The 23,044-nt window shown below is 67.2% G+C and carries 20 protein-coding genes; 2 read left to right on the forward strand and 18 right to left on the reverse strand.

All coding sequences use genetic code 11. The annotated features are described in order from the left end of the window. The first annotated feature begins 20 nt into the window (after nt 1–20). Complete coding sequence (quiP, locus tag LE197_RS16910) at nt 21–2,564, forward strand: acyl-homoserine-lactone acylase QuiP (protein ID WP_003123188.1); 2,544 nt, start codon at nt 21–23, stop codon at nt 2,562–2,564. 154 nt (nt 2,565–2,718) lie between these two features. Here the strand turns inward: quiP and rmuC are convergent, their stop codons facing one another. The 5 genes from rmuC to LE197_RS16935 all read right to left on the reverse strand — a co-directional run bounded on the left by rmuC (nt 2,719) and on the right by LE197_RS16935 (nt 9,015). Then, the gene (gene rmuC, locus LE197_RS16915; protein WP_003081943.1) at nt 2,719–4,080 is read right to left on the reverse strand and encodes a DNA recombination protein RmuC; all 1,362 of its coding nucleotides are present in this window, start codon (nt 4,078–4,080) and stop codon (nt 2,719–2,721) included. A 768-nt stretch (nt 4,081–4,848) separates the two neighbouring features. Next, nucleotides 4,849–5,604, reverse strand: coding sequence for an RES family NAD+ phosphorylase (locus LE197_RS16920; RefSeq protein WP_023109087.1), 756 nt, complete (start codon nt 5,602–5,604; stop codon nt 4,849–4,851). Between the two features lie 134 nt (nt 5,605–5,738). After that, on the reverse strand, nt 5,739–6,107 hold the full coding sequence (locus LE197_RS16925) for an antitoxin Xre/MbcA/ParS toxin-binding domain-containing protein (RefSeq protein ID WP_003086329.1): 369 nt from the start codon (nt 6,105–6,107) through the stop codon (nt 5,739–5,741). A 72-nt stretch (nt 6,108–6,179) separates the two neighbouring features. Then, nucleotides 6,180–7,466 (reverse strand): NAD(P)/FAD-dependent oxidoreductase, encoded by a 1,287-nt coding sequence (locus tag LE197_RS16930; RefSeq protein ID WP_003163134.1) that lies wholly within the window; start codon nt 7,464–7,466, stop codon nt 6,180–6,182. Between the two features lie 55 nt (nt 7,467–7,521). Then, entirely contained in the window at nt 7,522–9,015 is a 1,494-nt protein-coding gene (locus LE197_RS16935; protein ID WP_003086325.1) for an aldehyde dehydrogenase family protein, read from the reverse strand. A 174-nt stretch (nt 9,016–9,189) separates the two neighbouring features. Between LE197_RS16935 and LE197_RS16940 the strand changes: the two genes are divergently transcribed. Further along, nucleotides 9,190–9,666: a hypothetical protein gene (locus LE197_RS16940; RefSeq protein ID WP_023109088.1), complete on the forward strand. Its 477-nt coding sequence runs from the start codon at nt 9,190–9,192 to the stop codon at nt 9,664–9,666. 2 nt (nt 9,667–9,668) lie between these two features. Here the strand turns inward: LE197_RS16940 and LE197_RS16945 are convergent, their stop codons facing one another. The 13 genes from LE197_RS16945 to LE197_RS17005 all read right to left on the reverse strand — a co-directional run bounded on the left by LE197_RS16945 (nt 9,669) and on the right by LE197_RS17005 (nt 22,954). Further along, complete coding sequence (locus LE197_RS16945) at nt 9,669–9,944, reverse strand: zinc ribbon domain-containing protein (RefSeq protein ID WP_169057979.1); 276 nt, start codon at nt 9,942–9,944, stop codon at nt 9,669–9,671. A gap of 98 nt (nt 9,945–10,042) precedes the next feature. Then, a complete protein-coding gene (locus LE197_RS16950) occupies nt 10,043–11,293 on the reverse strand; it encodes an OprD family porin (protein WP_012614409.1) in 1,251 nt (416 codons plus the stop codon). A 78-nt stretch (nt 11,294–11,371) separates the two neighbouring features. After that, nucleotides 11,372–12,358: an NADH:ubiquinone reductase gene (locus tag LE197_RS16955; RefSeq protein ID WP_012614410.1), complete on the reverse strand. Its 987-nt coding sequence runs from the start codon at nt 12,356–12,358 to the stop codon at nt 11,372–11,374. A 15-nt stretch (nt 12,359–12,373) separates the two neighbouring features. Beyond that, a complete protein-coding gene (locus LE197_RS16960) occupies nt 12,374–13,291 on the reverse strand; it encodes an SDR family NAD(P)-dependent oxidoreductase (protein ID WP_003123194.1) in 918 nt (305 codons plus the stop codon). 40 nt (nt 13,292–13,331) lie between these two features. Then, entirely contained in the window at nt 13,332–14,477 is a 1,146-nt protein-coding gene (locus tag LE197_RS16965; RefSeq protein ID WP_003158194.1) for an acyl-CoA dehydrogenase family protein, read from the reverse strand. A gap of 1 nt (nt 14,478) precedes the next feature. Further along, nucleotides 14,479–15,240 (reverse strand): enoyl-CoA hydratase/isomerase family protein, encoded by a 762-nt coding sequence (locus LE197_RS16970; protein ID WP_003086299.1) that lies wholly within the window; start codon nt 15,238–15,240, stop codon nt 14,479–14,481. Further along, the gene (locus tag LE197_RS16975) at nt 15,240–16,304 is read right to left on the reverse strand and encodes an acyl-CoA dehydrogenase family protein (RefSeq protein ID WP_023109089.1); all 1,065 of its coding nucleotides are present in this window, start codon (nt 16,302–16,304) and stop codon (nt 15,240–15,242) included. The genes LE197_RS16970 and LE197_RS16975 overlap by 1 nt, the downstream gene beginning before the upstream one ends. A gap of 140 nt (nt 16,305–16,444) precedes the next feature. Next, nucleotides 16,445–16,852: a PaaI family thioesterase gene (locus LE197_RS16980; protein WP_003158192.1), complete on the reverse strand. Its 408-nt coding sequence runs from the start codon at nt 16,850–16,852 to the stop codon at nt 16,445–16,447. 23 nt (nt 16,853–16,875) lie between these two features. Then, nucleotides 16,876–18,231 carry an MFS transporter gene (locus LE197_RS16985; RefSeq protein WP_003108631.1) on the reverse strand — a complete coding sequence of 452 codons (1,356 nt, stop codon included), beginning with the start codon at nt 18,229–18,231 and terminating at the stop codon, nt 16,876–16,878. Between the two features lie 81 nt (nt 18,232–18,312). Continuing rightward, complete coding sequence (locus LE197_RS16990) at nt 18,313–19,179, reverse strand: MaoC/PaaZ C-terminal domain-containing protein (RefSeq protein WP_012614413.1); 867 nt, start codon at nt 19,177–19,179, stop codon at nt 18,313–18,315. After that, nucleotides 19,163–21,310, reverse strand: coding sequence for an acetate--CoA ligase family protein (locus LE197_RS16995; protein WP_012614414.1), 2,148 nt, complete (start codon nt 21,308–21,310; stop codon nt 19,163–19,165). The genes LE197_RS16990 and LE197_RS16995 overlap by 17 nt, the downstream gene beginning before the upstream one ends. A gap of 109 nt (nt 21,311–21,419) precedes the next feature. Beyond that, nucleotides 21,420–22,571 (reverse strand): thiolase, encoded by a 1,152-nt coding sequence (locus LE197_RS17000; protein WP_023109090.1) that lies wholly within the window; start codon nt 22,569–22,571, stop codon nt 21,420–21,422. Next, nucleotides 22,568–22,954, reverse strand: a complete 387-nt coding sequence (locus tag LE197_RS17005; RefSeq protein WP_003086280.1) for a Zn-ribbon domain-containing OB-fold protein — start codon at nt 22,952–22,954, stop codon at nt 22,568–22,570. Before LE197_RS17005 ends, LE197_RS17000 begins: the two co-directional genes overlap by 4 nt. Nucleotides 22,955–23,044 lie beyond the last annotated feature (90 nt).

Consider the following 23,044-nt stretch of genomic DNA (forward strand, 5'->3'; position numbering starts at 1 on the left):
CCCGCAGGAGCCCCCACCCCATGGCCTCGCCAGCCTTCATGCGTTTTCTTCCCCGTTGCGGCGCCGCCGCGGCCTTCGGCACCCTCCTGGGCCTGGCCGGTTGCCAGTCCTGGCTCGACGATCGCTACGCCGACAGCCTGCCGCCGACCTCCGGCGTACAACCGATCAAGGGCCTGGCGCAAAACGTATCGATCCGGCGCAACGCGCTGGGCATGCCACTGATCGAAACCGGCACCTTCCATGACGCGCTGTTCGCCCTGGGCTACGTACACGCCTCCGACCGCCTGAGCCAGATGGTCAGCCTGCGCCTGCTGGCCCAGGGACGGCTGGCCGAGATGGTCGGCCCCGGCGCGCTGGAGATCGACCGTTTCATGCGTACCGTGAACCTGCGCCAGGCTGCGGAGATCCAGTACAGGAACGCCTCGCCGCGCCTGCAACGCTTCTTCGAGGTCTACGCGCGCGGGGTCAACGCCTACCTGTATCGCTATCGCGACAAGCTGCCGATGGACCTGGCCCAGTCCGGCTACCGTCCGGAATACTGGAAGCCCGAGGACTCGGCGCTGGTCTTCGCCCTGCTCAACTTCGGCCTGGCGGTGAACCTGCAGGAAGAAATCGCCTCGCTGACGCTCGCGCAGAAGGTCGGCAGCGACAAGCTGGCCTGGCTGACGCCGACCTATCCCGACGAAAACCTGCCGTTCGACGAGGCGGAAAAGCTCAAGGGCCTGCGCCTGGACGGGCAGGTTCCCGGCCTCGCGGGCGTCGAGGGCGCGGCGCGGCAGGTCGCAGCGCTGAGCATGCTCGGGGTCGCCGCCTCGAACAACTGGGCTATCGCGCCGCAACGCAGCCGCAGCGGCAAGAGCCTGATGGCCAACGACACCCACCTGCCGCTGAGCATGCCGTCGGTGTGGAACTACGTGCAGATCCGCTCGCCCAAGTACCAGGCCGCGGGCGTTTCCATCGCCGGTCTGCCGGGCGTGGTGGCGGGCTTCAACGGCAAGCTGGCCTGGGGCATGACCATGGTCCTGGGCGACAACCAGGATCTCTACCTGGAACAGCTGCGACGCCAGGGCAACCGGCTCTATTACCTGGCCGACGGCAAGTGGCAGCCAACCCGCGAACGCCAGGAAACCTTCTTCATCAAGGGCCAGCGGCCGATCCGCGAGGTCATCCACGAAACCCGCCATGGCCCGCTGCTCAACAGCGCCCTGGGCGAGCGCAAGAACATCCTCCAGCCGCTGCCGCTGAAGAGCGGCTACGGACTGGCCTACCGGAGCATCCAGCAGGAAGCCGACAAGACCCTGGACGGCTTCTTCGACCTGTCGCGGGCCAAGACCATCGAGCAGGCCTTCGACGCCACCCGCGAGATTCGCGCGATGCCGCTGAACATCGTGTTCGCCGACGAAAAGCACATCGGCTGGCAGGTCACCGGACGCTATCCGAACCGCAAGGAAGGTCGTGGCCTGCTGCCCTCCCCTGGCTGGGACAGCCGCTACGACTGGGATGGCTATGCCGACCCGATCCTCCACCCGTCCGACCAGGACCCGCAGCAGGGCTGGCTGGGTACCGCCAACCACCGCACCGTGCAGCCCGGCTACGGCGCCCAGTTGTCCAATTCCTGGTACTACCCGGAGCGCGCCGAGCGCATCGCCCAGCTCGCCGGTGCCAGCAAGAGCCACGACACCCAGAGCATGATCCGCATGCAGTACGACCAGACCTCGCTGTTCGTCGCCAAGCTGCAAGCCATGTTCGACAATCCCGGCATGGCGCTGCCGCTGCGCCAGGCCATCGACGCCTTGCCGGAGGCGCAACGCAGCCGGGCGCGGGAGGCCTACGACCGGCTGATGGCATTCGACGGCAAGCTGACAGCCAGCTCCAGCGACGCCGCGCTGTACGGCGCCTTCCTCCACGAGAGCGCCAGGCAGATATTCCTCGACGAGCTAGGACCGGAGGACGGCCCTGCCTGGAAAGCCTTCGTCGAGACCGCCAACCTCTCCTACTCGGCGCAAGCCGACCACCTGCTCGGGCGCGACGACAGTCCGTTCTGGGACGATACCCGCACTCCGCAGAAGGAGGACAAGCCGGCAATCCTCGCGCGCAGCCTCGCCGCCGCCGTGGAGTTCTGCGAACAGCGACTGGGGAGCGAGCGCAAGGCCTGGCAATGGGGCAAGCTGCACACCTACGAATGGCAGAGCGACAGCTCGAAAATGGCCCCCTACCTGGGCGCCGGCGAGCGCGCCGGACTCGGCGCGATCAAGGGCTATCTCGATCGCGGACCCTATCCGGCCGGCGGCGACCACACCACGCTGGACGTATCGGCCTACGGCTGGGGCCAGGACTTCGACACTTGGCTGATCCCGGCGATGCGGCTGATCGTCGACTTCGGCCAGAGCGAACCGATGATCGGCGTGAACAGCAGCGGCCAATCCGGCAATCCGGCCAGCCCGCACTACGCCGACGGTATCGACGCCTGGCTCAAGGGGCGCTACGTCAGCTTCCCGTTCCAGCCACAGAACCTCGATCGCGTTTACGGCAACAAGCGGCTGACGCTCACTCCCGCTCGCTGAACGGACGGCGCGGAACTTTCCTCCGCGCCGTGGCTCTGAACAGCCGACTTACTCCATGATCATCTTCAGGGCGTCCTTCCGGACGCCCTTCTTTTATCCCCCTCCCGGAAAGCCTCCGTTTTCTCGAAAGCCCGGGCACGGGATCGAACCGATCTCACTCCTCTCCGGCCTCTTCCACGGGCGCCACCAGCGCCCGGTCCAGCCAGTCCGTCGGCAGGCTCTTGCTGGCGCGGGCACCGAGCAGCTTGAGTTGCTCGCTGCGACTGATCAGGTTGCCACGTCCCTCGGTGAGCTTGTTGCGCGCCGCGGCATAAGCCTTGTCCAGTTGCTGCAGGCGCGAACCAACCTCATCGAGGTCCTGGACGAAGAGCACGAACTTGTCATACAGCGAACCGGCACGTTCGGCGATTTCCCGCGCATTCTGGTTCTGCCGCTCCTGGCGCCAGAGGCTGTCGATTACCCGCAGGGTGGCCAGCAGGGTGGTCGGGCTGACGATCACGATATTCTGCGCGAAGGCGTCCTGGAACAGGTTCGGCTCGGCCTGCAGGGCCGTCGAGAAAGCCGCCTCGATCGGCATGAACAGCAGGACGAAGTCGAGGCTGTGCAACCCTTCCAGGCGTCGATAGTCCTTGCCGGAGAGGCCTTTCACATGGTTGCGCAACGACGTTACGTGCTGCTTCAGCGCCTGCTGGCGCAGCAGATCGTCGTCAGCGGCGATGTACTGCTGGTAGGCCGTGAGACTGACCTTGGCATCCACCACCACCTGCTTGTCGCCGGGCAGGCGGATCAGCACGTCCGGCTGGAAGCGTTCGCCCTCGGCACCCTTCAGGCTGACCTGGGTCTCGTATTCCCGACCTTTTTCCAGGCCTGCATGCTCGAGCACCCGCTCCAGCACCAGTTCGCCCCAGTTGCCCTGGGTCTTCTGGCCCTTGAGCGCGCGGGTCAGGTTGGTCGCTTCCTCGCCCAGGCGCAGGTTGAGCTGCTGCAGACGCTCCAGTTCCTTGCTCAGGGAGAAACGCTCGCGCGCTTCCTGCTGGTAGCTTTCCTCCACCCGCTTCTCGAACGCCTGGATGCGCTCCTTCAGTGGATCGAGCATCTGCCCCAGGCGCTGCTGGCTGGTCTCGGCGAAACGCTGTTCGCGCTCGTCGAAGATCTTTCCCGCCAGTTCGGCGAACTGTGCCCGCAACTCGTCGCGGGCCGACTGCAGGTCGGTCAGGCGCTGCTGGTGGCTTTCCTGCTGCTCGCGAAGTTCCGCAGCCAGCGCAGCCCGTTCGGAAGCCAGGCGACGCACTTCCTCTTCCCGGCCCTGGCGCTCGCTGGCCCAACGTGCCTCCGCCTGGGACGCCCGTTGCCGCTCCTCCCCCATCAACTCGGCTTCCCGACGCAGCGCGGCGACCTCGCCGGAGAGCCTGGCATGGCGCTCGCCGAGTTGCTGGTAAGCCTCCCTACTGGTCTCCAACTGCGCATTCAGCCCGTCCTGGGCCAGTTGCGCGGTCGCCAGTCGCTCGCCGAGCAACGCCATCTCGCGCTCCGCCAGGCTGGCCCTTCTCTGTAGCTGCCATGCCAGGCCGGCCAGGGGAATCGCGGCAGCCAGCAGGCCAAGCAACAGGTTCGGTAGATCGACGGGCATGGGGCACTCCAGCGGAAAACGACGCAACACCCGCCTGGCAGGCGCGCGTGCAGCGGATTCTAGGTTCTTGGGAAAAGACCGTCGAGCGAATAGCGCCGCGCCGAACGAGCACTCCGCTTCCGAGCTGTGCGTACCCCATGCGCAGGACATTTCAGATACTTCCATAACGGAAGCCATCGCCCTGCGCCCTTCGCCGCCGGGACATTTCTGCTTCCACGGCATTTTTGTCGCGGCTACAGGGCTTGCCTTGGAGCGTGCGATGTGCTGTCGAGCAAGTGCTTGGGAAATCCACAGATCCTGTGGATAACCCAGTGGAAAAGCCCCTAAAAAACTGCCGAACCCCCGATGGAGTGGGGCTATGGGACAGATTGACGATTTTTTCACCAACTATTTTTATCGTTATTTTTCAATAAGTTACGTTTCAAACATGAAAAATCAAGCGTTTAGAGCCTAACGCTCTCAACCCTTGACAAGCTGCTTTCCATTTGTGCACAAATTTTCGCCGAAGCCTCTTGCCGCCCCATTGCAGGGCAATGCCGTTCGAAATCCTCAGCCACTCTTTCCCTCGGCGCATGCAGGCCAGCCCTGCCCAACCGGCAGGTGGCGGCCTTCAGACGGCGCCCCCGGATCGCTGGCAACCGTGCCCCCCTCCACTCACGCCGGATGCGGCAACTTTCCGTCCACCAGGAACAGCTCCCAGGAGAAGATTTTCGGCGACCCCGGCACATGCGCCGGCTTGAAGGCCACGTAACCGGCCGTGGTTTCGCACAGCCAGGGCGTCAGGTTGCGAGGACGCTTTTCGGTGAAGGCCGCGGGCGTGAACAGGGCGACATTGCAGCCGCGCTCCGGGCAACGCGCCGAACGGTATTCGAATGCCTGCACCCCGGCGCTGCGCATGGCAGTTCCCAGTTCCTGGGGAGCGCGGTAGTCGGCGATGTCGGTCAGCGCAGCCTCGTGATCGGAGAAAGGCGGCGCCTGCAGACGGATTCCCCGCTCCACCTTCCAGCCCGCCTCGAACGAAGCGTGCTCGGACAGAATCCTCCCGCTCGGTGGCGGCACCGCCATGCCACTCCACAGGACGCAACGGTAATACGCGCTTTCGGCCATGGCCGTTTCCAGCTTCAACGCGGCGTAGAACAGGCTTGGCTCGTGGCGACGGCCAAACCGCGACCCCCAGCGCAAGGGCGGATAACGGAACGGGGTCTTCAACAGGTAATGCAATGGCTCGGCATCCGCCGGCACCGGCGGCTTGCTCGACTCGAGCAGTTCCTCGAGCAACGCCTGTTCTTCCAGGGTGTCGACCAATTGCAGGGTCGCCACCTGCTCCTGGCTCTCCACCAACCGCACCAGGCGCCCCTGGAGCGGTCGGATATGCCGCTCACCCTTGCACTGTCGCCAGATCTCGCTCACCTTCCGCCCCTCGCTTCCTGTGGTGTCGGATGCCAGCGTAGCGGCACCGCAGTCTCCATTCAGCCAGGCTTGTCGCCTCTGGCTGCCAGCCTTTTCCGTGACAGGCGTAGGCCCCCGTACAGGCGCGCCGGGTATCAGACCTTGCCGCGGATCGCATCGAGGTATTCCAGCACATGAACCAGGCCCTGCACCTGTCCCATCAGTGCCAGCGGCTCGCCCGCCAGGTGATGGTTGGGAGTGCGCAGGAAGTGGCGCATGTCCTCCTGCTGCCCGCCGAACAGGGCATACAGTGCGCGATAGACTCGCACCAGCAGCAGAGCCAGCTCGCCGGTCTTGCTGTCCACCCGCAGGCCCTGGGTCTTCCAGCGGCTGATGGCGCTGCGATCGACGCCGACGATGCCGGCCAGTTCGAGCTGCGTCAGCCCCAATTGCTCGCGCGCGGCCAGGACGGCCTTGGCCAGGACGGCATCGGCGCTGGGACGTTCCTTGATGAGAGCGCTCATGACGACCTCCTCATGTGTGTTTACAACAAACTATCATTATTTTGCTGAAAACACACCTTGATTCGGTCGAGCCTAGAGAACCACGCGCAAGCATTGACCGGCGTGATAGAGAGAAAAACCCATCTCGTAGGCGCAACTGCGCAGCCTGGCCGCGGGGACGGGCTTCATGTCACTGAACGGCAACGGCAATGTCGCTCGCTCGCCGCTCAGCAAGTAGTCGGCGAACGCCTTGCCCACTACCGTACCGGTGGTCACGCCGCGTCCGTTGTAGCCGGTCACCGCCAGCAAGCCTTCCGCAGGCTCGAACAGGCGCATCAGATGATCGGGGGTGAAGGCGATGCAACCCGTCCAGCTGTACTCCCAGTTGACCTGGCCCAGGTCGGGAAAGTAATGGCTCTGGATTCGATCGGCCCATTGCCGCAGGAACCAGGCGGGCTTGTTCGCGCCATTGCCGAGGCTTCCCAGCAACAGGCGACCCTGGGCATCGCGACGAATGCTGCTGAGCACCGTCCTGGTATCCCAGGAACCCTGGCCGTGAGGCAGGATGCGCTCGGCCGCGGCGCCGTGCAGCGGCGCCGAAGCCACCTGGTAGTAGTAGCCGGGAAAGAAGTGCCGCCTCAGGTTGGTCCACTCGCCCTCGGTATAGGCGTTGGAGGCGATCACCACCTGTTCCGCCAGTACTGCCCCCGCGGCGCTGCGCACCGCCCACAGCGCGCCCTGCCGCTCCAGGGCGAGCACCGGCGAGCGCTGGTACAGTTGCCCACCCCGCTGTACGACGGCGGTAGCCAGTCCACGCGAATAGGCCATGGGATTGAGAGTGCCGGCGCGTCGGTCGAGCAACGCCGCGCTGATTCGCCGGGTGCCGCAGGCCTCGTGGCAAGCCGCGCCGGTCAGCAACTCCAGCGGAGCGCCGCGGCGCGTCCACTGCGCGTGACGGCGTTGCAGATCGGCCACGCCGCTGGCGTTGTGCGACATGTGCAGGGTGCCCTCGCGGCGCAACTGGCAATCGATGCCGAGGCGTTCGATGGTCTCCATCACCAGCGCCGGCGCCCGCCCCAGCACGGCGTTGAGCTTTTCTCCCTGCTCGGCGCCGAGGGTGGCGACCACCTCGTCCGGGGGAATCCAGGTGCCGGCGTTGATCAATCCGACATTACGTCCCGACCCGCCGTGGCCGACCTCGTACGCTTCCAGCACGCACACCGAACGGCCGGCCTCCAGCAGGTGGAGCGCCGCCGAAAGCCCGGTGAAACCGGCGCCGATCACACATACGTCGGCGCGCTGCTCGCCGTTCAGGCTCGCCGCTCCGGACAGGCGAGGCGTAACCACTTCCCACAGACACCGTTGCTGCAAACCGCCCATGCGCGACTCCGCTGCCAGCCTCATTGCCATGCGGCGGGAGCCCGCCGCGCCCCGTTCAATCGAAGGTGATGCCCTGTGCCAGCGGCAGCTCGCGGGAATAGTTGACGGTGTTGGTCTGCCGTCGCATGTAGGCCTTCCAGGCGTCCGAGCCGGACTCGCGGCCGCCGCCGGTCTCTTTCTCGCCGCCGAACGCCCCGCCGATTTCCGCCCCGCTGGTGCCGATGTTGACGTTGGCGATCCCGCAGTCACTGCCCGCCGCGCCCTGGAACAGTTCCGCCTCGCGCAGGTCGGTGGTGAAGATGCACGACGACAGTCCCTGGGGAACCTCGTTGTTCAGGCGCAGGGCCTCGTCGAAATCGCGGTAGCCGACCACGTACAGGATCGGTGCGAAGGTCTCCGTGCGCACCACTTCGGTCTGTCCCGGCATCTCGACGATGGCCGGCGACACGTAGTAGGCATCCGGATAGCGCTCCTGCAATTGCCGCTCGCCGCCGAACACCCGCCCCCCCTGCTCGCGGGCTCGCGCCAGGGCGTCCTGCATGGCCAGGTAGCTGCGTTCGTCGATCAGCGGCCCGACCAGGTTGCCCTCCAGCGGATGACCGATACGGACCCTGGAATAGGCTGCCTTGAGGCGCTCGACTATCTCGTCCTTCACCGACTCATGGGCAATCAACCGGCGCAAGGTGGTGCAGCGCTGCCCGGCGGTGCCCACCGCGCCGAACAGGATGCCGCGCACCGCCAGGTCGAGGTCGGCGCTTGGCGCCAGGATCATCGCGTTGTTGCCGCCCAGTTCGAGGATGCAGCGAGCGAAACGCGCCGCCACCCGCGGCGCCACTTCGCGCCCCATGCGAGTGCTGCCGGTGGCGCTGACCAGGGCGACGCGACGGTCGTCCACCAGCGCTTCGCCGGCCTCGCGGTCGCCGATCAGCAATTGGCTCAGGTGCGCCGGCGCATCGCCGCCGAAGGCCCGCGCGGCACGCTCGAACAGTGCCTGGCAGGCCAGTGCGGTGAGGGGGGTCTTCTCCGAAGGCTTCCAGACCACGGAATTACCGCAGACCAGCGCCAGCGCGGTATTCCACGACCACACCGCGACTGGGAAGTTGAACGCGCTGATCACGCCTACCACGCCCAGCGGGTGCCAGGTCTCGCGCATGTGGTGGCCGGGACGCTCGGATGCGATGGTAAGACCGTACAACTGGCGCGAGAGGCCCACCGCGAAGTCGCAGATATCGATCATTTCCTGGACTTCGCCGAGGCCTTCCTGGGTGATCTTGCCCGCCTCCCAGGACACCAGTTCGCCGAGTTCGGCCTTGTGCCGACGCAATTCCTCGCCGAACAGCCGCACCAGTTCACCACGGCGCGGCGCCGGCACCTGGCGCCAGGCGCGGAACGCCTGTTCGGCGCGCTCGACCTTGGCGGCAACGGCGGCGCGCCCCTCCAGTCGCACCGCAGCCAGGCGACTGCCGTCGATGGGGGTATGCACGGCAAGCTCGCCATCGCGAAAGGCATTGGGGTCGAGGCCGAGACTGCGCAGCAATCCGTCGATCATGTGAGGTTCTCCTGGCTGTTCGTTTCCGCTCGTTTTAGTCGGTTTGCCCGGTAGCAACAAACGACCTTTATTCGCCACGTCATTCCGAGTTTTCATACTGGCTCCGAGCTGTCGCGATCCGCCGTGTTTCCCGTACCATGCACGCCTTCGCCGGCCAGCCCCCGCCTACCCGACATGGACAAGAAAAAGCTGTTGCGCCTGATCACGGAAAAGCTCGCCGCGGACCTGGAAGTCGCCGTCTGCGCCGCGCAGACCGCCCATGAGACGGCAACCCACGAAGAGAACGTCGCCGAGAACAAGTACGACACCCTCGGCCTGGAAGCGGCCTACCTGGCCGCCGGGCAGTCGCGCCGGGTCGAGGAGATCCGCCAGGCGCTGGGCCTGTACCGCAACCTGGTGCTGCGCGATTTCGACGAGGAACAGGGCATCCAGCTCACCGCGCTGGTCACCCTGCTGAACGCCGACGGCAGCCGGCGAACAGTGTTCCTCGGCCCCGAGGCGGCCGGGCTGAAGATCGATTGCGAAGGTCGCGAGGTGTTGGTCATCACGCCTCGCTCGCCACTGGGCCAGAGCCTGATCGGCAGGCACCCGGGCGACGAGACCGGGGCGAAGGACTCCCCCCTTGCGGTGGAAATCCTCGCCGTCGACTGAGGCTACTGCTGCGGCGCACCGCAGGCGCCGCAGAACTTCGCGCCCGCCGCGAGATCGGCGCTGCAGGCGATACAGCGCAGCGGCGCCAGGGCGCCGCCGCAGCCCTGGCAGAATCGTGCCGTCGCCGCATTCGCGGTGCGGCAGGCGGGACAGGCCATTCCCGCCGCGACTGGCGCCGGCGGATAGCCGCCCTGACCGCGGTGATGACCGCCGCCGTGATGACCACCGCCCTGTCCATGATGACGCCCACCCATCAACAACCGTTCGAAGAACCCCATGGCACAACCCTCTCGTCTGGATCTGACGGCTCCCAGTGAAAAGGCTGTAGCCACTACAGGGTCAATGGCGCGGAAACATCGGGAAACTCAAGTCCGCGTCACCACAGCGGCAACGCGTAGCTGACGATCAGCCGGGTCTCGTCGATGTCGTTGCCGAAATCGCTGCGGAAGGTGCCGTTGCGCAACTTGATCCCCAGGTTCTTCAGCGGCCCCGATTGCACCAGGTAGGCGATATCGGTGTCCCGCTCCCATTCCTTGCCGCGCCCACCGCCGTCCAGAAGGTCGATGTGTTCGCCACGCAGGTAGCGGCTCATGAATGTCAGGCCGGGCAGGCCGATGGCGGCGAAGTCGTAGTCGTAGCGCAACTGCCAGGAGCGCTCGTCCTTGTTGGCGAAATCGCCGATCTGCACGAAGTTGACCAGATACGGATCGGTCCCGGCCAGGTAGGCGAAGCCGCTGTCGCCGGACATGCGCTGGTAGCCGAGGCCGAAGGCGTGGCCACCCAGGCGATAGGTGAACAGCGCATTCAGCGCGCGATTGTCGACGCGGCTGCCGCCCTCGTCGGTGGAACGCGCCCAGCGGATGTCGGACTTCAGCGACTGGTCATCGGCGAGCGGCAAGAGGTGCTGCACGCCGAGATAATGCTGACGGTAGAAATCCTCCAGGTTGGCGTAGTGGTAGCTGCTGCTCAAGCGCTCGCTCCAGCGGTAGGTACCGCCGGCGAAGTCGAAGCGGTCGCTGCCGGGGTGCCGGCCCGCCAGTACGTTGCGCTTGTTGCCGCGGGTGATGCCGAGGTCTTCGGCGGTGGTCGAGTCGCGCTGCTTGACCTGGCGCAACTGGCCGAACTGCAGCGCCAGCCCGTCGATCTCGTTCACTTCCAGCAGTCCACCCTGGAAGGTTTGCGGGTGCAGGCGCGTGTCGTTGAACTGCACCACCGGCAGCCTGGGCATCAGGCTGCCGATCTTCAGCGTACTGTGCGAGACCCGTAGCTTGGCGGTCAGGCCCAGGCTGGAATAGTCGTGGGCGGCGCGCCGGTCGCTCGTCGAATACGGCAACAGACCACTACCGGATCGCTCTGGCGAGGAGTCCAGCCTGACGCCCAGCAGGCCCAGCGCATCGACGCCCAGGCCGAAGAGCCCCTCGGTGTAGCCGGACTCGTAGCGCAACAGGAAACCCTGCGCCCACTCCTCCGAATAGGACTGGCTGGCGCCGGGCTGGCGATAGTCGCGATTGAAATAGAAATTGCGCAGTTCGAGGCCGGCCTTGCCGTCGGCGAAAAACTCCGCCTGGGCGAACGACGGCAGCAACGCCAGCCCCGCGGCCAGCATCGGAACGGGAAGAATTTTCATTGTTGTTGTCTCTTCGTCGTCAGTGGATAGACACGGCGCCGCGACCACTCCCTGCCGCGACCGCCGTGGCGGAGCGGATCAGACCCCGGCGAGCATGCCCTCCAGGCGTTGACGCACCAGTTGGCGCGCCTGCTCGACGATGTCCCTGAGCAACTCGGCGCAGGCCGGTTCGTCGTCGATCAGGCCCTGGACCATGCCGGCCGACCAGATCCCCAGGTCGGCATCGCCCTGCTGGTACACCTGGCGACCGCGCTGGCCGCTGACCAGCGCGGCGATATCGGCGTAGCCGGCGCCGCCGCGTGCCTCGATCGCCAGTACTTCCTGGCTGATCGCGTTGCGCGCCACCCGCGCGGTATTGCGCAGGGAACGCATGATCAGGTCGGTGGAACGCTCGTCGGCCGCACGGATCGCCGCCTTCACCGCAGGGTGTATCGGACATTCGCGAGTGGCCAGGAAGCGCGTGCCCATGTTGATCGCGTCGGCGCCCAGCGCCAGCGCCGCGACCAGGCCACGTCCATCGGCGAAACCGCCGGAGGCGATGATCGGCACGCGTAGCCGGTTGGCCGCGGCCGGCAGCAACACCAGGCCGGGGATGTCGTCCTCGCCCGGGTGGCCGGCACACTCGAAGCCGTCGATGGAGACGGCGTCCACGCCCAGTCGCTCGGCCTTGAGCGCATGGCGCACGGCGGTGCACTTGTGGATCACCTTGACGCCGTGTCGACGGAATTCGGCGATGTGCTCGCCGGGGTCGTTGCCGGCGGTTTCGACGACGGGGATTCTCGTCTCGATGATGGCTGCGCGATATTCGGCATAGGGCACCGGCTTCTGCGTCGGCAGCAAGGTCAGGTTGACCCCGAACGGCCGATCGGTCAGCTCGCGGCAGCGGGCAATCTCCGCAGCCAGTGCCTCCGGGCTCGGCTGGGTCAACGCCGACAGCGTCGCCAGGCCACCGGCGTTGGCCACCGCCGCAGCCATCTCGGCACGGCCGACCCACTGCATGCCGCCCTGCATGATCGGGTGTTCGACGCCGAAGGTCTCGGTGAAACGGGTCCTGAACACGCCCATGGATTGCCTCCTCGGTCAGATCGGGTCCCAGGAGAACACGTCCGGGCTGCGCGCCAGGTCCATGAAGCTGCCGCGCAACGCCGGCATGCCGTGCTCGGCGATGCTCTGCGGGGTCCAGCCGTGCTCGCTATGCACACTGCGCAGCGGCCGGCTCTGGCTCATCAGGAAGAGTTCGTGGTGACGCGCGGCGAACACCTGGCCGGTGACCTCGCGGGCGGCGTCGGACGCCAGGTAGACGGCCAGCGGCGCGTTCTTCTCGGGGGTCATGCGCTGCAGCTTGTCGACGCGGGCCTTCTGCTCCGGGGTTGCGGCCGGGATCGAGTCGGTCATCCGGCTCCAGGCGAACGGCGCGATGCAATTCGAACGCACGTTGTAGCGCTGCATATCGAGGGCGATGGATTTGCTCAAGGCGACGATGCCCAGCTTGGCCGCGGAATAATTGGCCTGGCCGAAGTTGCCGATCAGCCCGGAAGTGCTGGTCATGTGTACGAAGGCGCCGGCCTGCTGGGTACGGAAGCGTTCGGCGGCGGCCCGGCTGACGAAGAAGCTGCCGTTGAGATGGACATTGATCACCGACAGCCAGTCGTCGGCGCTCATCTTGTGGAAGATCGCATCGCGCAGGATGCCAGCGTTGTTCACCACGATATCCAGACGCCCGAAACCGTCCATGGCGCATTCGACGATACGCCGCGCGCTGTCCCAGTCGGCGACGCTGTCGGTGTTGATCAGACCTTCGCCGCCTCGCTGGCGGATCAGGCCAAGGGTCTCTTCGGCCGGCGAGGCCGACCCGCCCTCGCCCTGTAGCGATACGCCGATATCGTTGATCACCACCCGTGCCCCGGAATCGGCCAGGGCCAGGGCGATCTCGCGGCCGATGCCGCCGCCCGCGCCGGTAACGATCGCGACCTTGCCTTCATTGAGTCTGCTGCTCATGGGTAATCCTCTTCGTCCCGTGGATGTCGTTCGGTTGCGCTCAGCCCGGCAGGCCGAGGACGCTCTTGGCCAGGATGTTGCGCTGGATTTCGTTGCTGCCGCCGTAGATGGTGGTCGGCCGCGACTGGATGAAGATCCCCGCCGGATGCAACTCGGGGTCTTCGGCGAAGGGCTGCAGCAGGGCCGAATCCTCCCCGGCGACCTCCAGGCCCAGCTCGCTGATGCGCTGGAACAGTTCGGACTGGAAGATCTTCAGCATGGATACCTCCGGGCCGAGGCTCTCCCCACGCCGCAGGCGTTCGGCGAAACGCTCGTAGAGCGCCTTGTGGCTGTCCAGGTCCATGCTCAGCGCGGCGAAGCGGCGCACGAACAGAGGGTCGTGCCACAGTCCCAGGTGCCGGGCCAGGCGCTCCAGGCGCTGGAGAGCGAAGGTGGACTGCTTGGGCGAACCGAGGAAGATCCGCTCGAAACCGAGCAGCGCCTTGGCCATGCTCCAACCCTGGTTGATTCCGCCGACCAGGCTGTCGTAGGGCACCCGCACGTCGTTGAAAAACACTTCGCAGAACTCGCCGTGCAGCTCCAGGTTGAGGATCGGCCGCACCTCGATGCCCGGGCTGTCCATCGGCACCAGCAGGAAGCTGATGCCGTGCTGCGCCTTGGCGCTGCGCTCGGTGCGGACCAGCAGGAAGATCCAGTTGGCCTCCGAGCCCATGGTGGTCCAGGTCTTCTGTCCGTTGATCACCCACTCGCCGTTTTCCAGGCGCGCCTCGGTGCGCAGGCTGGCCAGGTCGGAGCCGGCGTTGGGCTCGCTGTAGCCCTGGCACCAGATGTCTTCGCCGCTGAGAATGCGCGGCAGGAAGCGCGCCCGTTGCGCCTCGTCGCCATAGCGGATCAACAATGGGCCGAGCATGGTCACGCCGCTGTCGGGCAGGCGCGCGCAGCCGTACTCCTCCATTTCCTCCATCATGATCAGTTGCTTGCCGGCGCTCAGCCCCATGCCGCCGTACTCCCTGGGCCAGCCGGGACACAGCCAGCCCTGGCGCGACAACAGCAGGTACCACTCGCGGGTTTCCTCGCGCCCCAGGCGACGGGGCGGATTGCGGATGCGCTGCGGATAGTTGGCGGCGATCCACTCACGGACCATCAGGCGAAAGGCGTTGTCGTCGAGACTGTCGTAGTCGGTCATCTCAGTTTCCTCTGAATACGGGGGGACGCTTGGCGAGAAAGGCCGCCTTGCCCTCGGCGTGGTCGGCGCTGAGGAACAACTGGCTCTGCAACTCGCCCTCCCGCTCCAGCAATAGGTCAAGGCCCTCGGCGAGCAACGCCTTGGTCATCGCCAGGGGCAACGGCGCCTGCTGCTCCACCCGCCCGGCCAGTTCCAGCGCCATCGCCAAGGCGCCGCCAGCGGCGCAGAGGCGGTCGGCCAGGCCGATGCGCAGTGCCTCCTCGGCCTCTACCACCTGGCCGAACATCAGGATCTGCCGTGCCCGCCCCCAACCGATGCGCGCCGGCAAGGTATGCAACTGGCCAAGGTCGGCGAGCAGCCCGACCTTGCCGAAGCCGGCGGCGAAGCGGGCGCCGGCGCCGCAAACGATGCTGTCGCAGGCCAGCGCCACGGACAGCCCGGCTCCCACCGCCCAGCCCTCGACCGCGGCGATCAGCGGCTTGCCCATGCGCACCATCTGCCGCACCAGCCGCGCGTTGTCCTGCATTCGCGCCCTGCCGGCGGCCAACTCGGTCACCCGCATGTCGCCCAGGTCGCCGCCGGCGCAGAACACCTCTTCGCCACCGGTCAGCAGCACGCTGCGGATCGATGGGTCGCATTCGGCCGCCTCCAGGGCACGCAGCAATTCCATGCGCAGCGCCGGCGACAGTGCGTTGCGCCGGGCCGGGTTGTCGAAGCGCAGCAGGCGCACCGTGCCGCGCGTTTCCTGCAACAAACCGCTCATCAGGCCACCTCCCGCTGTAGCAGCGCGGCGTAGCGCGCCTTGTGGAACGCCAGCGAGCCGTGGGCATTGAGCAGTACCATGGCGCGGCGCAGGAACAGGCCGATGTCCGCCTCGTCGGTGTAGCCGATGCCGCCGTGCAACTGGATGGCCTGGCGGGTCACCAGCAGAGCCGCTTCCGAGGCCCGTACCCGTGCGCTGGAAACCTGCCGCTGGCGCTCGCTTTCCGACGCCCCGGCATCGATCGCGGCGGCGGCCTGCTCGACCATGGCGCGCGACAGTTCGATCTGGATCCTCAGGTCGACCATGCGGTGCTGCAGCGCCTGGAAACTGCCGATCTCGCGGCCGAACTGGCGACGTACCTTGAGGTACTCCAGGGTTCGCTCGAAGGCGCCATCCATCAGTCCGACCAGATAGGCCGCGCAGGCCAGCGCTGCCTCGTCCAGAACCTGTTCCGCCACCTCGCCGGACAACCACCGTGCCGGCGCATCGCGGAAACGCAGGCGCGCCAGGTGAGCGCCATCCTGGGTCGCCTCGCAGAGCAGTTCCACGCCACCGGCATCGCGCTCGACCAGCGCCAGGCCCTGCTCGCAGGCCACCAGCCAGGCATCGGCGGCGCCAGCCAGATGTACGTGAGCGACTTCGCCGTGCAGCCGCCCTTCCTGCATACGAGGGCGCCGCCGCCCATCGCGGTAGGCGATGCCCGCCGGCAGGACCAGCCGCTCAGCGGCCAGCAACGCAACGCGCTCGTCTTCCGGCAGCAACGGCGCCACCAGCCCGGCCTCGATCAGCGGCTCGGGCAGCAGGCCGCGCCCCAGCGCCTCCAGCAACGCCGCGTATTCGCTCATGCCCAGGCCGCTGCCGCCCAACGCTTCATCCAGGCGCAGCGCCGGCCAGCCCATGGCGCAGACCTCGCGCCAGGCCTGGCGGTCCACCCCGCTACCGGTGAAACGACCGCGGCGCACGCGGCTCAGGTCGCCGTCGCGCGGCACCAGCGAAGCCGCGCTGTCGCGGATCATCCGCAGACGCTGCTCGCGCTCGCCGGCCCACTCGTCTTGCTCACTCATCTGTTCGCCCTCCTGTCGATACGCCGTCCGCCCGTCCGTCATCTGCACGGGAGGCGCCGGCTTGTCCGCGCGGAGCGACCGCGCAGGCCGTGGTCCGGACGCGCGACGGATGGCTCCGCTGCCGCGCCGCCGGAACTCCGCTACGGCTTAGCCGCGCGGTACCTGAAGCTGCCCGAGGCCATGGCGATGACCTCGCCGTCCTCGTTGCAGATTTCCGCCGTGCAGAAGCAGATCGTGCGGGTCCGTCGCACCACCCTGCCAACCGCACGAAGCTCGCCGCGGGCGCTACCCATGAAGTGGGTAGCCATGTCGATGGTCACCATCGAGCAGTCCGGCAGGCAGGCACGGATCGCCTGGGCCATGGCGGCGTCCAGCACCGACATCAACACCCCGCCGTGGAACTGTTGCAGGTAGTTCATCAGTTCCGGGCGATGCCCCAGGCGCACCCGCGCCACCCCGTCGGCATCGGTCCAGCGCTCGAGGCCGATGAACTCCTGGAAGCTGGCGGGCCGCTGCTCCGCCGCTGGCTGTCGTGGAAAAGAACTCATGGATGTGCACTCCTTCCGCAGGATCAGGCCTTGGCCGCGCGCCGCTCGGCGGTATCCACGGCACTGCCCGGCGCTTGCCGTCGGGAAGCGCTCTCGGCATCGCGGGACTCGCGGTTCGGGTCGTAGAGCCGGTCCGCAATGAACAGCGCCGGGATCAGTCCGGTGAGCACGTAGGTGATGCCCATCACCAGGAAACCCGCGCCGATCGACACGTGGGTGGCCAGCAGGCCGATGCCGGCGGGCGCCACCGCCGCGCCGATACGCCCCAGGTTGTAGGCGGTGCCCACTGCCGAGCCGCGGACGCGGGTGGAGAAGCTCTCGGTCATGTAGGTGGCCAGCACCCCGACCGGAACGCCGTAGATGAAGCCGAAGGTGATGAGGATCCAGAGGATGTTGGAGGGCGAGTGGTAGAACACGATCAACGGCATGAAAGCGGCACTGCCGATGGCCCCGGCGGCGAAGGTCAGGCGCCGACCGAAGAGATCGGCGCAGACGCCGGCGGCGACCTTGCCGAGGATCATCGCACTGTAGGTGCCGACCATGTAGCCGGTCATCGACTTGAAGTTCATCCCCAACTCGCTCTCCAGGTAGGACGGCATCCAGTTGTTGGTGCCGTAGTAGCCGAACAGCAGGAAGCAGGAGGTGAGGCTCCAGAGCAGGAACATGCCGCGCGTTTCCGGATCGCCCAGCATCCGTCCCAGCGGGCCGGCGCCGCCAGCCTCGGCGTGGCTCTGCGGAGCCGCGCCGGGACGCTGGCGCCCGGCCTGGGCCGCGAGCCAGGACGGCGACTCCGGCACCCAGGGCCGCAGGGCCAGGCAGACCAGCGCCGGCGCCACGGCGGTGAAGAACAAGGTGCGCCAGCCGAACTCGGGGATGATCTGCCCCGCCAGCAGGGTCGCCACCAGGTAGCCCACGGTCCAGCCGGCCTGCATGGCGGCGAGGATGGTGGTGCGGTACTTGGTTCCGACGCACTCGGACATCAGGATGTTGCAGGCGACGAACAGCGAGCCGAGGCCGAGCGAGGCGACGAAGCGGATCAGCGCGAACTGCCAGTAGTTCTGGGTCAGCCCCAGCAACGCGGTACCGATGGAGAACAGCACGATGGTCCAGGTCACCACTCGCACCCGGCCGAAGCGGTCGCAGCACCAGCCGCCATAGATACCGCCGACGGCCATGCCGGCGAGAGTCAGGCTGCCGAGGGAGCCGGCTTCGAAGTTGCTCAGGCCGAATTCGGCCTTCAGGCTGTTGAGGCTGTAGGCCAGGAACATCAGGTCGACGCCGTCGGCGAGCAGGCCGAGGAAGCAGAAGACGAAGGCGATCAGCATGGTGCGCCGGGAGATGGCCGGCGCCGGGTTCGGGGAAAGCGCGGTTGCATTCATTATTCTTGTTCTCGCAAGCAGGATTTCGGTTGATCTTCACGGCAGCCCGACGGTCGTTCCCTCGCGCCACCGCCCTTCGCTTCAGTCCGGCCGCTCTGGCGGCGGACCTACCCGGCCGTTGTCCAGCACCACCACATCGCGCTCGACGACGCGAGTGCGGAACGAGCCGTCGCTCCACATCTCGGTACGCAAGGTCTCGCCGGGAAACACCGGAGCCGAGAAACGCACCTGCAGATGTCCCAGTTGCTCCGCGCGGTAGTCGGCGAGCCCGCGCAACACCGCGTGGAATGCCACGCCGAGGGTGCACAGGCCATGCAGGATCGGCCGCGGGAAGCCGGCCCGCAGCGCTGCCGCGGGCTCCGCGTGGAGCGGGTTGTCGTCGCCGTTGAGGCGGTAGTACAGGGCCTGCTCCGGACGGGTCTGCAGGTCGAGTCGCAGGTCGGGCGTCCGTTCAGGCAAGCGATGCGGCATTTCCGGCACCTGCCGGGAACCACCGAAGCCGCCGTCGCCACGAAGGAAGGTGGTGCTGCGGGCGACAGCCAGCACCTCGCCGCTGAGCGCGTCGCTGAGCACCTTCTCGCTGTAGAGCAGCGCGCCCTTGTCGGCGCCCTTGTCTACCAGACCGGTGACCCGGGTCCGACCGATCACCTCGCCTTCCGCCGGCAACGGCCGCCGCCACTCCAGGCGCTGCTCGCCGTGAACCAGGCGCAGCGCGTCCACGCCAGTCGCCGGATTGCCCAGCCAGAAGCCCGGATGACCGAGCACCAGGGCCATGCACGGCAATGCCTGGAGATCGCGGCACGGATCGACGTAGACCAGTTGGCGCTCGTCCAGCGGGTCGCCGCCCAGACCGAGGGTCAATGCGTAGAAGGCGCTGTCGCGCCGGCTGTAGCGCTGGCGTACTTCGGGGATCGGGTAGTTCAGGAGTACCTCAGGATCGAGCGCCATCGGCCACCTCCTCGACTTCCAACACCGCATCCACCGCCCAGGCGCCCTGGCCCTCCGGCAAGGCGATGACCGGGTTGAGGTCCACCGAGCGCAAGCGCTCTCCCGCCTCCCAGGCGAACCGCGAGAGATTCGACAGCAGCCGTGCCAGCGCCGCGACGTCGGCCCGCGGCCGGCCACGCGCGCCGAACAGGAGCGGCGCGCCTCTGATGCTACGGATCATCGCCTCGGCTTCGTCGACCTCGAACGGGCAGCGGCGGAACACCACGTCCTGCAGCACTTCGACGAAGATCCCGCCCAGGCCGAACAACGCCACCGGGCCGAACAGCGGATCGCGCTGGATCCCCATGAAGCACTCCACCCCGCCCTGCAGTTGGCGCGCCACCAGGACGCCATCGAGACGCGCCTGCGGCGCCTTCTCGGCGGCCCGGCGCAGGAGCAGTTGGAAACCGGCGCGTACCGCGTCCGCATCGCTTACGCCAAGCAGCACGCCGCCGATTTCCGACTTGTGCTGGATGTCCGCCGAGGCGAGCTTCAGCACCACCGGGTATCCGATGCCCTCGGCGAAGGCAACCGCCTCTTCGGCACTGCCCAGCACCGCCTCGGCGGCGGACTCGATACCGGCGCGCGCCAGCAGGCGCTTGGCCTCGGCTTCGCCGGGCGTGGAGGCGGGCAACTGTAGCCCGCCGGCAGGCCGGCGCAGGCGCAACGGCCGGGCGAAGGCTTCGCCGAGCCGCCCCATGGCCTGGATCGCCACTACCGCCCGGGTGGGGTCTTCGAACAGTGCGAAGCCGGCCTCCTCGTAGGGTGCCAGCTCCTCCCCCTCGCCCATCACCGAGACCACGAACAGACGCTCGGGATGAGCCTCCTTGATCCGCCGGAACTGCTCGGCCAGACGCGCGCCGATGGAGGCGGCGGTGCCGGCCTGGGTGAAGAAGGCGAGCAGCGAACGGTAGCCACCGTCGACCACCATCGACTCGGTAAAGTCGCGCACCAGCGTCAGGTCGTTCAGGGCCTGCGCGGTGCAGTCCACCGGGTTGATCGGCGAAGCGAAGGACAGCCGTGCCTTCAGCCGCTCCTGGGCCATGTCCGGCATCGGCGGCATCGGCAGGCCGACTTCCTCGGCGACATCGCTGACGATGATCCCGGCGCCGCCGCTGACGGTGATCATGCCGAGGCTGTTGCCCACCGGATAGATACGCCGGGTGGCGAGGTAGGCGATGTCCATCAGTTCCTCGGTGGTCCTGGCGCGGATCACCGCATAGTCGCCCAGCACGGCGTCCAGCACCTTGTCGTCGCCGGCCAGCGAAGCGGTGTGGGACAGCGCCGCGCGGCTACCCAGGGCGCTGCGCCCGACCTTGTGCAGGATCACCGGCTTGCCGGCGCGATGCGCGGCCTCCAGGGCGGCGAGGAAGCTGTCGACGTTGCGGATGGATTCGGCGTAGGCCATCACCACGTCGATCTCCGGCGACTCCACCAGCCAGCCGATGCTGTCGCCCAGGGTGACGTCGGCCTCGTTACCGGTGGCCACGCAGATAGGGGTTCCCAGGCGGCACTGGCGCGCCATGCCGAGCAGGTGCGCGCCGTAGGCGCCGGACTGGGTGGCGATGCCTACCCGGCCGGGCAGCGGTACGCCACGTTCCAGGCTGGTGGAGAAGAACGCGTAGTAACCGAGGTTACTGTTGAACGCGCCCAGCGCATTCGGACCGAGCAGACGCATACCGTACTCGCGGGCAGCGGCTACCACCGCATCCTGCATCGCCGCGCCGGCCTCGCCGACCTCGCTGAATCCGGAAGAGAACACGATGGCACTGCGCGCCCCCTGGCGGCCCAGTGCCCGGACGGTCTCCAGCACCTGAGGCGCAGGCACCGCGACAATGGCCGCGTCCGGTGCCTGCGGCAGCTCCGCGACGCTGGCGAAGGCCGGTAGCCCCTGGATTTCAGCACGGTTCGGATTGACCGGGAGGATTTGCCCGGCATAGCCATGGCGCAGCATGTAGGCGATGGGTCGGCCACCGATGCGGGTCGGGTCGCTGGAAGCGCCGATCACCGCGACCGAGCGTGGTTCGATCAATGGAGTAAGACTGGCGAAACGGGGAGCGTCGATGAGCTGTTGCGAGTGGTTCGCTGACATGGGTTCACCTGATCCGTTTGTCTGTGGCCGGCACGACAACCTTCTCGCGGGCGAGCGCGCCCGCGGGACGCCGCCACGGCAGCGCCCGGAAGGCCTGTCGGCCAGGGGTCTAGAGCGTGTCGCCGGTACCGAGCAACGCGGTTACCTGGCTGGACAGCGTGCCGCCGTTGCCGTGCAGCAACGCCACGTCGGCCTTGGCCAACTGCCGCTCGCCGGCCTGGCGGCGGAGCTGGGTCACCGCCTCGATGATCAGGAACATCCCGTACATCCCCGGATGCACGCAGGACAGCCCGCCACCGTTGGTGTTCACCGCCAACTCGCCGCCGGGCGCGATGCGTCCGCCCTGGACGAATGGGCCGCCCTCGCCCTTGGCGCAGAATCCCAGGTCCTCGAGGAACAGCAGGGTGTTGATGGTAAAGGCGTCGTAGAGCATCACCAGGTCGATGTCGGCGTGCCGCACACCGGCCATCTGCATGGCTCGCGGAGCGCTTTCCGAGGCCGCCGTCACGGTGAGGTCGGGCATCGACACGATCGAGCGATGCCACTGCGCTCCGGCCGCGCCAAGGAAGTACACCGGCGCATTGGGCAAGTCGCGGGCGCGCTCGGCGCGCACTACCACGCAGGCGCCGCCGCCGTCGGTGACCAGGCAGCAGTCGGCGGCGCTCAGCGGGTCGCTGACCATCCGCGCGGCAAGGACGTCATCGACGCTCAACGGTCCGCGGGCGAACGCCTCGGGATTCAGGTTGGCCCATTGCCGGGCAGAGACCGCCACCTCGGCGAGCTGCTCGCGTGTGGTGCCGTACTGGTGCATGTGCCGGCTGGCCGCCAGGGCATAGGCGGTGATCGGGTGGCGCGGCTTGTAGGGCGTCTCGTGCCATTGTGGCTCGCTCATCGATACCAGGCGGCCGCCGGCGGTTCGCTGGTTGGAGCCGTAGCAGATCAGCGCAGCGTCGCAGAGACCGGCCTCCAGTGCCAAAGTGGCCTGCAGCAGGTGCAGCTCGAAACTGGAGCCGCCAATATTGGTGCCATCCACGAATTTTGAGCGGATGCCGAGGTATTCGGCGACCGACAAGGTGGGAAAGGCATGGGAGCTGGTGGCGGCGAAGATCGCGTCGATGTCGGAAAGCTTCAGGCCGGCATCGGCAATGGCCTTGAGCGACGCCTGGCCGAGCAGTTCGATGGCGCTGTAGCCCGGCGCCTCGCCGACGCCGGCGCTACCGATGCCGACGATGGCGGTCTTGCCACGGATGGCCGCGCTCATGGTCGTCCCTCCTGGTGGGGAACGAACACCACGACATTGGCACCATCCTGCTCGACGATGCGCGCCTGCACACGGGTGCCGATCGGCAGGCTCTGGTGCCCGTCGATCCGCGACATCATGCGCACGCCCTCGTCCAGGTCGACCAGCGCGACATTGTGATTGCCGCCGCGGGAGCGATTGACAGTGATCGCGTAGAGCGTACCCAGGCCGCTGGCGGGAACCCACTCGAGATCAGTCTCGCCGCTACCCGGCACCAACTGTCGCGGGTAGAACACATGGCGACCGCTGGAACGGCTGCGCTGCAACATGAAACGGCCCTGGGCGAGAAACGCAAGGTACTGCGCCTCAGGTCCCGGAGTACTGCCATCGGGAAGATCTGCCACGAGGTTTCTCCTTTGTTCTTGTCGACCTTTGCTGCAAAGTGCATCGCGCTGGACGCCGAACCGGATACTGCTTCCGCCCCCGGTTGTACG

This window comes from Pseudomonas sp. PS1(2021) (genome assembly GCF_020405165.1).
Lineage (GTDB): Bacteria > Pseudomonadota > Gammaproteobacteria > Pseudomonadales > Pseudomonadaceae > Pseudomonas > Pseudomonas aeruginosa.